We start from the raw sequence: 12,243 nt of genomic DNA, 5'->3' as shown, positions 1-12,243 counted from the left end.
GCGAAATCTTCGGCTAGTTGTACACGTAGAAACCACGACCGGATTTTTTGCCTAGCCATCCTGCTTTTACGTACTTGCGCAGCAATGGGCATGGGCGGTATTTCGAATCACCGAACCCTTCGTGCAGTACTTCCATAATGTAGAGGCAAGTGTCCAGCCCGATGAAATCAGCCAGTTGAAGCGGCCCCATCGGATGGTTCATGCCCAGCTTCATCACTTCATCGATCGCTTCCGGTGTTGCAACTCCTTCGTACACGCAATAAATCGCTTCATTCAACATTGGCATCAATACCCGATTGGACACAAAACCAGGGAAATCGTTGACGCTCACGGGTACCTTGCTCATTTGTTTGGACAAATCTTCTGTCAGCTGATAGACCTCATCGGACGTTTGCAGCCCGCGGATGATCTCAACCAGCTTCATCACCGGAACGGGGTTCATGAAATGCATCCCGATTACTTTTTCCGGCCGCTTTGTAACTGCCGCAATCTCAGTAATCGGCAGCGAGGATGTATTGCTCGCGAGCACCGTATGCCGCGGACATACCTCGTCTAGCTTGGAAAAGATTTGCGTTTTGACCGCCATGTTTTCCGTCACCGCTTCTACCACAAAATCTGCTTCAGACGCATCTGCCAGATCAGTAGACAGTGTCAAACGGCCGAGAATCGCTTCCTTTTCCGCTTCGCTGAGCTTGCCTTTTTCCACGTTGCGCGACAAGTTTTTCGTAATCGTGGCCAGACCGCGCTCTACAAATGCTTGCTGGACGTCGTTCAGAAAAACGCGAAAGCCAGCCTGCGCCGCTACTTGGGCAATCCCGCTGCCCATCTGTCCTGCCCCGATGACCATAATCGTTTGTACGTTCATGCAAAAAGGCCTCCCTTACTCTACTTTAATCAAGATGGCGTCACCCTGTGCCGCACCACTGCAAATTGCTGCAACCCCTAAGCCGCCGCCTCGTCTTTTCAACTCATAAGCGAGATGCATAATGATCCGAGCACCACTCGCACCAATCGGGTGTCCGAATGCAATCGCCCCCCCGTTTACATTCACTTTTTCTGCGTCCCAGCCAACGATTTTGCCACTGGTCAAAATGACAGCAGCGAAGGCTTCATTTACCTCGAACAAATCGATTTCAGATAGGGAAACTCCCGTCTTTTCCAAGAGCTTGTTGATCGCAAGTCCCGGAGTTGTCGCGATATAAGGAGCCTCTGCGCCAACCGCAGTGTGTCCCAGTATCGTCGCAAGCGGCTTGATGCCCAGCTCTTGTGCTTTCGCGTCTGACATCAGCACCATCGCTGCTGCTCCGTCGTTGATTCCCGGTGCATTGCCTGCCGTGATTGTTCCGTCCTTTTTGTACACGGGTGGTAGCTTTGCCAAGCCTTCCTCGGTGGTATCTGGACGTGGTCCTTCATCGACGGTTACTTGCAGCGGCTCCCCTTTTCTTTGCGGGATGGACACTGAGACAAGCTCGTCGGCAAAAAGTCCTTTTTCCATCGCTTGTGCGGCTCGCTGCTGGCTCCGCAGCGCCCACGCATCCTGCTCTTCTCTTGTAATCCCGTACTCTTCCGCTACATTGCTGCCGTGAACGGCCATCGGTACTTGATGAAACGGACATGTGAGACCGTCGTACATCATGAGATCACGAACCGTCGCATCTCCCATCCGCATTCCGTGGCGTGCATCTGGCAATGCATACGGTGCATTGCTCATGCTCTCCATGCCGCCAGCGACGATGATTTCTCCGTCCCCGGCCCGAATGATCTGGTCCCCCATCGTCACTGCACGCATCCCGGATGCACATACTTTGTTGATCGTCTCACTCGCTACATCCCACGGCAAATCAGCTTTGCGAGCTGCCTGGCGTGAGGGCACCTGACCCGCACCTGCCTGCAAGACCATACCCATGATCACTTCGTCCACCTGATCGCCGGAAATGCCAGCGCGCTCTACCGCTTCCTTGATCACGATGGAGCCGAGCTCTACTGCCGATAACGCTTTCAAAGACCCACCTAACTTACCAAAAGGGGTACGCGCTGCCCCTACAATGACCGTTTTCATCGAATGCCCTCCATTCGGATGATGTTTCACATCAATAAAAACTAAATCGATCGAGCGTTCGTTCATTTTGCATACTTTTATTTTGCCGTCTTCCGTACGAATAGTCAATCAATATTAAAAAAGGGGCTGTCCAGAAAGTCGAGGTTTGACCGACTTCCTGGGTGCCCCTTAAATCATTGACCGGCTTTACTGTTTACTATCGGGGTGCTTCATCGTACAACTTTTTGTTGAAGATTATCATTCTGTCTGCATTTCTGACTTTTCCTGCAGGAAGTTTCTCGTCCGCTGCATAAATACGGACGAGGTTATCTGCCGCTTCATAGTAGATAACATACTGCTCACTGAGATCGCTCATCCCTTGCTCTGAAGGTTTGCCCACTTTTTTGATGATCGCTTCCAAATTTGTTTCGCTCAGACGCTGTGCTTCTAACTCGATCCCGTATACACGATCCTTCCCATCGAAGAGGACAGCTCCGCCTTCCAGCTTTTCAAAAGAGTGATAGATCCCACCATTCCAGAAATCCTCTTTGGTTACCTTTCCATAACGGGAAATGACCTCTTCTTTTTTCATGCCGATTGCGATAGGAAAGCCGTTGATTTCGTTTTTTTCGAGAGACTTCAAGAAATTTTCATCAAGAACGACTTTAGGCTCTGCTTCCGCTTGTTTTTGCTCTACTGCTAGCGGTTGTGTAAGTTCGGAAGCTGCACTCGAACTAGATGAGCAACCTCCGACAAGTAAGCCCGCTACTACGGCGATAGTGATTCCTGTGATTCTTTTCAACTATACTCACTCCTATCAACTTTTAAAGAGGCATCTTGTCTCGATTATTGCAAAGCCCGCCAACCGACTTTCCAGATGCCCTTCTTGTTTTTTTCCATGCGATAGCCGACCTTCTCACTGTTGTCCTTGAATGAAATCCAGACAATCGCTTCCTTGTCAGACGTGTACTCAACCGACATGCTGCTTCCCAGTTCAAGCAATTTATTGAAATGCCTCGCACTATTTCGTGCGCCAACCGGATCTTTCTTTATCTCTTCCAAATACTGCTCAAGTGTGGGCTTTTCGACTCCATCATCGTTACTATGCAAGGCGTACATGATTTCAAGCTCAACATCTCTCTGTGCTTGGACGTAAAGCTTCATAATATCAATCGGAGACAGCCCACGCCATAACTCATCTGTCTTCTCTTCCATCTCCATATAAGCAAAGTAACGCTGCCTCATTTCCTTCTCTTCTAAATCGAATATAGTCGAGGGGGCCGGTGTATTACTGTACTCTTCGTTGGAATTTGCGGTCCCTTTCGAGATGCTTTCAGAGTAGGTCCCGTATCTGTTTAAGCCAAAGGAGTGAATCTCTTTGCCTTGAACATAGCTCAAGCCATAGCCATTGACCTTTTTATCCCTCCAAAAAATCAACAGTTCCAAACCCAAGTCTCTATTCAGCAAACCTTCTGTCTCTTCCATTATCCAGTCTTCTTTTCGCTGGTATCCTTCTTTTGCGAAAATGTTGTAGCCCCAGTACTCATCTGAGTAATCGTCCCCGCTTCCGCCATAATCATCGATAACTATGTGGGGAAACGAGAGCTTTTCTTTGACCTGATCTTGTGTCATTCCAACACGCAAGATCCCGAAAATTTCCTCTGCTGTTTCCTTAATCTTTTGATCGTCGAAAGCATGGGCAGTCGCATTTGGACCGGACGTTTGATTCGTACTTTGCTGTACAGGCGTTCCAATCGTAGTGTTTACACCTGCATTTTCTTTTTGCAACCAATAAGGGGTAAACCCGATGACAAGAGCGACCGCGATAAGCGCCGCGCTTACTGAGTACGTGAATCGAAACTTTTTTTTGCGTTTGTTCTCGATACTCATCCGTATCTGCTCCTCTAGCTTTGTCGTATCATCCATACCGTGTAGAAGCGTTTGATCAGCCGTTTGCTTAAATTCCGCCAGTAATTTGTCCAGGTTCATTCGATCCCCTCCGTTTCCAGCAGTGCTTTGAGCTTTTGTCGCGCCCGATGCATTTTCGTATAAACGGCCCCTGTAGACATATCCATGATGATTGCAATCTCTTCTATGGGCAGTTCCTCGTAATAGTGCAACACGATCAGTTGACGATAGCTATGCGGCAGCTTCATGACGAGACGGGCGAAGTGTACGCGACGATCATTTTGCAAGACAGTCGATTCGGTCCCTTCTACAATTCCAGAATCGATCTCCGGCTTGAAAAATATGTGACGGAACGACCACGAGCGCAAATGTTTTTTCGCCTCGTTCACGGCAATTCGGTACACCCATGTTTGCATCGAGCTGTCGCGACGAAAGCTACCTAAATTTTTATAGGCACGCAAAAATACTTCCTGCGTGATATCTTCTGCCAAATTGCGGTCCTTGACCATCAAATATACAAGTCGCAACACCTTTTTCAAATAATGCTGAATCAATTCTTCAAACATGGCTTCATTGGTTTTGGTTAAGCTTTTCTCTGCAAGCAACAGTTCCCTCACTCCCTTCCCACTCTTTTAGATGCAGCTAGTTCCTATATCTTACAGTTTTTTCGAAAAAAAAGTGGAAGCCCCGATGCCAATTGCTCAGCATGAGACTTCCACTCTGTATGCATCACACTAGATAGCGTCCGCGAGAATTTCCGCGACGTCGCGTGTTTTGACGTGATCTTCCTGCTCTTTGGTCTTGATTCCGTCGTTCATCATCGTCAGGCAGTACGGGCATGCACTAGCGATTTCCGTCGGCTTGACCTCCAGAGCCTGCTCCGTACGTGTGACGTTGACACGAGAGCCCTCATGTTCCTCCATCCACATCAAGCCGCCGCCCGCTCCGCAGCACATACTGTCGCAGCCGCTGCGCTTCATTTCGACTACCTCTACACCAGGAATGGCTTCGAGAATCACGCGTGGCTTGTCGTAAATTTCGTTGTAGCGGCCCAAGTAGCAGGAATCGTGGTAGGTGATGCGTTCCTTGACTTCCTTGGTTGGCTTCAATTTGCCTTCCTTCACCCACTCCGCCAGCAGCTCAGAGTGGTGGTACACCTCTGCATTCAACCCGAATTCTGGATATTCGTTCTTAAACGTATTGAATGCATGCGGGTCGCAGGTGACGATTTTTTTGACTTCATATCCTTCAAACAGGGCGATATTTTCTTGGGCGAGCTGCTGGAACAAGAATTCGTTACCAATGCGGCGAGCCGTATCGCCAGAGTTCTTTTCCTCGTTGCCCAAAATGGCGAACTTCACGCCTGCTTCGTGCATGAGCTTTACAAATGCCTGCGAAATTTTTTGGCTACGTAAGTCAAACGATCCCATCGAGCCTACCCAGAACAAGTACTCGAATTCCTCGACCTGCTTAACAGTTGGCACCTCGTACTCACCGTTCAGACCTTCAATCCATTTTGTCCGGTCTTTGCGGTTGATTCCCCACGGGTTGCCCTGACGCTCAATATTGTTCAAGGCGCGTTGCGCTTCTGCTGGCATGCTACCTTCTGTCATGACCAGGTAGCGGCGCATATCGATGATTTTATCGACGTGCTCGTTCATCACCGGGCATTGGTCCTCACAGTTGCGACAGGTCGTACAAGCCCACAGCTCCTGCTCGGTAATGACATCGCCGATCAAGCTTTTCTCATAGACCGCAGTTGCTCCTTCCGCTGTCGCCGCTACTTCAGATGCTTGGAACGCAATCTGGTTGGCAGTCGTCTGCGAAAAGGCGAAGCTCGGCATCCATGGCGTACGCGATGTCACCGACGCACCTTTTTCCGTCAAATGGTCGCGCATTTTCGTAATCAGATCCATCGGGGAGAGCATTTTTCCCGTTCCAGAGGCCGGACACATATTCGTGCAGCGACCACACTCCACACAAGCGTACAGGTCGATGAGCTGCGTTTGTGTAAAATCCTCGATTTTGCCAACACCGAATTCTTCCTGCGTCTCATCCTCGAAGTTAATGCTGGTCAGCTTGCCTGGCGGGTCCAGCTTTTTGAACCACACGTTGACAGGCGCAAACAGCAAATGCGCGTGCTTGGACTGCGGAACATACACCGCGAAACCGAGCAAGATAATCAGATGCAGCCACCAGAAAACGTAAAAGCCGACCACTGCACCCATTGTCCCTACCCCAATCGCAGATAAGACGATCGCGAAAACAGAAGAGATCGGAGCGAACGCCGATGGCTCATGTCCGAGCCAAATTTGTTCAAAAGCGAGCGAGAGCAAGACAGTCGCCATCAGAGAGGAAATCAGCAAGAGGACGATCCCCGATTTGAAGCCGCGCTTCAGACGCTTGAGCTTTTCGATATAGCGACGGTAAAAAGCGTAGCCGACTGCAGCCAAAATGAGAAACGTGGTGATCTCCTGCATGACAGAGAAGTATTTGTGTGCGCTCCCAAAAGGAAGCTCGTAGCCTTTCGAAAGCCCTTTGATAACTAGCTCAATGGCTCCGAATTGCAGAGTGATAAAGCCGTAAAACATCACGACGTGCATGACGCCGCTCTTTTTGTCCTTTAAGAGCTTCTTGTGGAAAATGACGTTGTCCAGCATCAGATTGATGCGTGCCCCAAAGTCATTTTTCACATCCGGCTTTTTCCCCAGCTTGATAAACAAGTATCTGCTGTACACGACATGCCCGGCTAAATACAGCCCGTAGGCAAGAACGAGGAAAAAGGCGATCAAATTAATGAGTGCCAGCATGTTTTCTACTCCCCTCTATTGCGAGTTTTCTTTGGACGTGGAAATCGTTTTTTTCTATCTTATCAGAATCATGGAAATAAATGAATGAGTATTCAGTCAGTTGGTTTATTTTTTTCGAAAAATGAAACGATACTGAGCGACCGCTCATAACGAGTGCAACTTGATCTTAACACACAAGCTGCGAATCATCCATCCTCTTCAAAGAGTTGGAAATATTCTTGCGAAAAAAAAGAAACAGCTACCTTCATACAGGTAGCTGTTGATCCTGCCTATTTTCCTGAAGCTTCCTTCGTCTCGGCAGTGGGTTGTTCTTTCTTGGCCTTTTGCTCCGAGCGTACATCCGCGAGAGATTTGACCTTGGTCGCCTTGATGCGCTTGTTGCGCGGCAGATCAGTCGGCTCCAGATTATCTACCTCGTCTTGCATAAGTGCTGCGATACCAACTGCCTTGCCTTTTGCAGCCATGCAGTATTCGCAGTTTTCCTCGTCATGCTCGTGGTAGTGCTTCGGCTCTGGATAGGACGTGATAACGCCTTCAAAATTACGCAGCACAACTTTATCAGATGCTTGCGAGATGATGTAGTTCGGGCTGACTGGAATTTTACCGCCGCCGTGTGGAGCGTCTACTACAAAGGTCGGAACTGCATAGCCGGAAGTATGGCCGCGCAGGTGCTCAATGATTTCGATCCCTTTGCTGACAGGCGCGCGGAAGTGTCCGATTCCCTCTGACAGGTCGCATTGATAGATGTAATACGGGCGAACGCGGATTTTTACTAGGTCCTGCACCAGCTTTTTCATCGTATTCGCACAATCGTTGATACCAGCCAAAATAACTGCTTGGTTGCCGAGCGGAACACCAGCGTTGGCGAGCATCTCGCAAGCCAGCTTCGCTTCCGGTGTAATTTCTTTTGGATGGTTGAAGTGTGTATTTAGCCAAACTGGATGGTATTTTTTCAAGATATTGCACAGGTTTTCGGTAATACGCTGCGGGAATACAACAGGTGCACGCGTACCGATCCGAATAATTTCAACATGTGGGATGTCACGCAGGCTACTGATGATGTATTCCAATACACGGTCATTGATCAACAGACCGTCTCCACCGGAAAGCAGTACATCGCGGATTTCTGGTCTTGAGCGGATGTAATCGATACAGGCATCCAGCTGCTTCTTTGGCACGCCCATGCCGATCTGGCCGGAAAAGCGACGGCGCGTACAGTAACGGCAATACATGGAGCATTGGTTCGTCACCAGGAAAAGCACGCGATCTGGATAACGATGTGTCAGACCAGGTACAGGAGAATCAGTATCCTCGTGGAGTGGGTCTTCCATGTCGTATTTGGTACGAACCATCTCAGAGGACAAAGGTACAGACTGCATGCGAACTGGATCGCTTGGATCGTCTGGGTCCATCAGATGAGCATAGTACGGTGTGATGTTGAGTGGAATGGTTTGCGTAGAAATACGTACGCCCTCTTCCTCTTCTGGTGTCAGGTTGATTACCTGCTTCAAATCATCGACCGTTTTGATCGTGTGCGTAAGCTGCCACATCCAGTCATTCCATTGCTCGTCCGTGACATCCTTCCAAAGTTCTATCGAACGCCAATCGCGTTTTGTCGCTACTGTCATGTGCATCCCGTCTCCCCTCGTCTTATGGTGAACCTCTTCGTTTCACTCAACCAACAAGAGATGCAAGTGCTATGCCAACAAATCAAAAGATTTAGAAAATAAGGAATAGAGCGTTTTGTGAGCGCTTCTTATCCATTTGATCCTACGCGAATCTGCCGAATTTTCGGCACTCAACAGGGAGGGATCATCCGCTGGGAGAGCTTGTATTGCAGCGTCTGTCTTGGGATGCCCAAAAGCTTGGCGGCGCGAAGTACATTGCCTTCCGTTTGCTGCATCGCATCTTTGATCACTTTTTCCTCTACCTCACGCAAAATTTCGGGCAGCGTACAGCCTTCCGTTGATAGGAGTTGCGCCGAAATTGGCGATTCTTTTTTCTCAGACTGCGGGCGTTCCAGCAAATGAGCCGGAAGATGATCCAACAAAATAATGTCCGACTCCACCATATTCATGGCTGCTTCTATGACATGCTCCAGTTCACGGACATTCCCCGGCCAATCATACGAAGCAAACAAACTAGCTACTTCACTGCTGATTCCACGCACATTCATACCGAAGATTCGGTTGAACTTTTGCAAGAAATGATCGATCAGCATATCCACATCTTCTCTGCGCTCGCGCAATGGCGGTAGTTCAAAAGAGACGACATTGATCCGGTAGTACAAGTCGGTTCGCATGACTCCTCGTTCCACGAGTGACTGCGGTCCTTCGTTGACTGCGGCGATTACCCGTACGTCCACTTTGGTCGATTGGCTCCCACCGATCCGTCTGATCTGCCCGTCCTGAAGGACTCGTAGCAGCTTTGCTTGCAAATCGAGCGGCATGCTGTTCAGTTCATCCAGAAATAAAGTACCACCGTCCGCCAGTTCGAATAACCCTGGGCGATCATCCGCTCCCGTGAAGCTTCCTTTTGTCGTGCCAAACAGCAAGCTTTCGAGAAGCGCGGCTGGCAGCGCGGCACAGTTTTGCGCGATGAATGGCTTACTGCCGCGGACAGACGCGTGGTGAATCGATTGGACAAACAGTTCTTTTCCCGTCCCGGTTTCGCCGTATATCAACACGGGCGAACTTGTACGAGCAGCTTTTCGAGCGCGTTCTTTGAGGCGTTTCATTTTTTCACTCATCGTCAAAATGTCTTCGAAATGGAAAGTCGTTTCATCTATCGTGCGTTTTGTCCGTTTCGGCTTGCTAATCTTGGCCTGAAGATCAACCAAGCGCTCCGACAGTTCTTTTAGCTTGCCGATATCCTTCGCCACCTCGACTGCACCGACTAACCGTTTTCCTACTCGTACCGGAAGTGTCGTGTTGATTGTCTCTACACGCATTCCCTTCCAGTTTTTATATGTCTGTGTCTGGTTGTAGATTGATTCGCCACTATCGATAACACGAAGCAGGGTACTCGACTGTCGATCAAGCGAAGGAAAAACCTCCAACAACGGCTTCCCCAACACTTCTTCTGGGGTCAGCCCATCGAGCTTGGCTGCGACGTGATTGTAGAAAATCGTAATGCCATTTGCGTCCACAACGTGAATTCCTTCATCGATAGCACCCAAGATCGCCTGCAACATTTCTACCGTATCTGACAACGGCATCCTGGCTTTCACTCCTTCCTTCCACCCATGCTGCCAAAAAATCATCACTTCGCCGAATATTCGGCACTTTCACACTGTTATCGATTACGCCCTACCTGAATGGCTAGCATTGCGGTATACAGTAAATGTCCCAATATCCAGATGAGGAACGCTGTCATACTCATCACGGATTGACTCAACACACTAAATGGGAAAAACGCGACAGAAAAACCGAGCATCCAGTACAGCAAGTATCGTACTGATCGGGCTTTTCGTTCCCGCGGGTAAAAGTGCATGAGAAAAAAGGCGATGACCACACTAATCAGCAGATGAATCAATAGTTCTACAATAGAGGGTAGGTTTTCCATGCCCGGTACATAGCTGACATCAATTAAAACGGGAAAAGTATTTGTATCAAACAAACCATCTCCGAGCGCTAAAAAAGCAGCAAGACCCAGACCGGCTATTAGTCCATTTGCGAGTACAAACATGCTGTATCCCCCTTTCACTTCAGCCGCAAGTAATCCTATTGTACGTGCAAAAAACCGCCCTTGCAAAGGGCGGCTTATTTTCCTAGCTCTATTTTCAGCTCATGCTCACCAGCGTACTGTTCATTCATCCATAGCTGGTACGCGATTTCTACCTGTACAGGAACCTCTGCCTCGTAGCGGATTCGCAGCTTGTTCGTATGCGTCTCCATTGCAAACGGACCATAGGGACTTTGATAGGTAGAATGAGTGCTGGCTCCTTTTTCGAATTGCTGCCTTGTTGAAACTCCGCCCTGACGAACCAGCGTAATGGACGTATCTGTCAGCTTCAGTGTCGTGCTTACTTCACCTGCGCCCTCCATCTGCTCTTTGTAGGTCAAGTACCACGCGGATGCTTTTTGTACGCGCTTGCCTTCATAGCTATGGGTCGTTTCTTCCCAGTTGCCTTCGACATGATGCCGTGCTGTCAATTTCACTTGTATGTCTTGCATGCTGCTTCCACACTCCACTTTCTTTCGCTTCCCATTTATCCCTACATTCTACCCTTCATCGCTCTTCTGTGGCAACCGCCGCCTCCGCTTTGGCATCCGCCAGCAGGTATCTCATGGTAGCAGCAATCCCGATCGCCGCAAGCAACAGCAGACCCGCCAACACCAGGTATCCGACTCCTGCCCCCGTGTAATCGATCATCGCCGTAAACAAACCGATCAGGACCAGACGCATCATCATGCCGATGGAGTTGAAAAAGCTCATCACCCGCCCCATCTGCTGCTTCGGCACAACTGTCATATAGAGCGATTGCCGAATCAAGCGAACAGAAGCGTTACTCCACCCGTAAAACGTGTACGCCGCAATCAGCGCCCAGCCATACGGCAAAGCAATCATGACGACAATGGCAATCGCGAATAGCAACGTATTGCCGATCATGGCTGCCAGCTGCCCCATCTTGCGAACGACAATCGCAACGAGTAAACCTGCCGCCACAGCACCTAGTGCATACGTGACCTCTCCTAGCGAATAAACCGAGACACCCGCCTGCAACGTTTGGCTTATGTAAACCGGCTTCAATAAGTTCGTCGCCATAACAGCAATGAAGGGCATAAGTGCGGATATACCAAACAGAAGGAATCCTTTCTTTTGCCGAATGTACCGCCAGCTTTCCATCAGCTGCATCGTCCATGCGATACCCTGGTTTTGCTTCGCTTCTTTTTCCAGTGTGAAGGTATACGTCATGGTAGACAGCAAGGTAAAAGCGAACAAGTACGTGATCGCATTGAAAATAATCACCACATGCAGCCCATAGGAACTAAGCAATATCCCCGCAAACGCGCCAGCAAGAACGGATGCCGTCTGTCCTTCGATCTCAAGAAGACTGTTGATGCTATTGTAGTGCTTGGGCTCAAACGTCTCCTGAACCAACGCGGACTGGGTCGGATAATGAATCTGGTACATAAAGGTCGTCGTCAAATAGATAACAATCAGCATCCACTCGGTGTACTCTCCGAAAAAGCCCCAGATCGCGAGCAGGCCAAGTACGCCAAATCCGATCAGGTTTTCTATCAGCAGCATTTTCTTGCGGGAGTAACGATCGATGAGCGTCCCGATATACGGCCCAATAAAAAACATCAGTACCGCAGAAGTAAACATAGTCGAGCCCAAAAGTTGAGCAGAGCCTGTCGTTTCCACGAGGAACCAAGCAATCCCGATCATCGTCATGCCTTGCCCAAAACCGGAGAACAAATTGGAAAAGAACAGCTTTCGAAATGGTGCGTAGGCAAATACCTCTCTCATGCAGACAACTCC

Annotated in this window: 11 protein-coding genes; all 11 read right to left on the bottom strand. The window is 49.2% G+C overall.

Annotation, left to right across the window (positions count from 1 at the left end):
* Window positions 1-13 precede the first annotated feature (13 nt).
* The 11 genes from E8L90_RS25605 to E8L90_RS25555 all read right to left on the bottom strand — a co-directional run bounded on the left by E8L90_RS25605 (window position 14) and on the right by E8L90_RS25555 (window position 12,231).
* Window positions 14-865 carry a 3-hydroxybutyryl-CoA dehydrogenase gene (locus E8L90_RS25605; RefSeq protein WP_137031908.1) on the bottom strand — a complete coding sequence of 284 codons (852 nt, stop codon included), beginning with the start codon at window positions 863-865 and terminating at the stop codon, window positions 14-16.
* 15 nt (window positions 866-880) lie between these two features.
* The gene (locus E8L90_RS25600; RefSeq protein WP_137031907.1) at window positions 881-2,059 is read right to left on the bottom strand and encodes an acetyl-CoA C-acetyltransferase; all 1,179 of its coding nucleotides are present in this window, start codon (window positions 2,057-2,059) and stop codon (window positions 881-883) included.
* A 196-nt stretch (window positions 2,060-2,255) separates the two neighbouring features.
* Window positions 2,256-2,840 (bottom strand): hypothetical protein, encoded by a 585-nt coding sequence (locus tag E8L90_RS25595; RefSeq protein ID WP_244297384.1) that lies wholly within the window; start codon window positions 2,838-2,840, stop codon window positions 2,256-2,258.
* A gap of 44 nt (window positions 2,841-2,884) precedes the next feature.
* The gene (locus E8L90_RS25590; protein WP_137031906.1) at window positions 2,885-4,027 is read right to left on the bottom strand and encodes a hypothetical protein; all 1,143 of its coding nucleotides are present in this window, start codon (window positions 4,025-4,027) and stop codon (window positions 2,885-2,887) included.
* Complete coding sequence (locus E8L90_RS25585) at window positions 4,024-4,563, bottom strand: sigma-70 family RNA polymerase sigma factor (RefSeq protein ID WP_137031905.1); 540 nt, start codon at window positions 4,561-4,563, stop codon at window positions 4,024-4,026. The genes E8L90_RS25590 and E8L90_RS25585 overlap by 4 nt, the downstream gene beginning before the upstream one ends.
* Before the next feature lie 117 nt (window positions 4,564-4,680).
* On the bottom strand, window positions 4,681-6,756 hold the full coding sequence (locus E8L90_RS25580) for a heterodisulfide reductase-related iron-sulfur binding cluster (RefSeq protein ID WP_137031904.1): 2,076 nt from the start codon (window positions 6,754-6,756) through the stop codon (window positions 4,681-4,683).
* A gap of 269 nt (window positions 6,757-7,025) precedes the next feature.
* Window positions 7,026-8,390, bottom strand: coding sequence for a lysine 2,3-aminomutase (gene kamA, locus E8L90_RS25575; protein ID WP_137031903.1), 1,365 nt, complete (start codon window positions 8,388-8,390; stop codon window positions 7,026-7,028).
* Between the two features lie 164 nt (window positions 8,391-8,554).
* A complete protein-coding gene (locus tag E8L90_RS25570) occupies window positions 8,555-9,973 on the bottom strand; it encodes a sigma-54 interaction domain-containing protein (RefSeq protein ID WP_137033603.1) in 1,419 nt (472 codons plus the stop codon).
* 77 nt (window positions 9,974-10,050) lie between these two features.
* Entirely contained in the window at window positions 10,051-10,443 is a 393-nt protein-coding gene (locus tag E8L90_RS25565) for a hypothetical protein (RefSeq protein ID WP_137031902.1), read from the bottom strand.
* A gap of 74 nt (window positions 10,444-10,517) precedes the next feature.
* Entirely contained in the window at window positions 10,518-10,931 is a 414-nt protein-coding gene (locus E8L90_RS25560; RefSeq protein ID WP_137031901.1) for a YwiB family protein, read from the bottom strand.
* A gap of 55 nt (window positions 10,932-10,986) precedes the next feature.
* Window positions 10,987-12,231, bottom strand: coding sequence for an MFS transporter (locus E8L90_RS25555; RefSeq protein ID WP_137031900.1), 1,245 nt, complete (start codon window positions 12,229-12,231; stop codon window positions 10,987-10,989).
* Window positions 12,232-12,243 lie beyond the last annotated feature (12 nt).

It is taken from the genome of Brevibacillus antibioticus, from assembly GCF_005217615.1.
GTDB lineage: Bacteria > Bacillota > Bacilli > Brevibacillales > Brevibacillaceae > Brevibacillus > Brevibacillus antibioticus.
The sequence above is the reverse complement of the archived record's forward strand: the minus strand, read 5'-3'. Positions and strand labels throughout refer to the sequence as shown.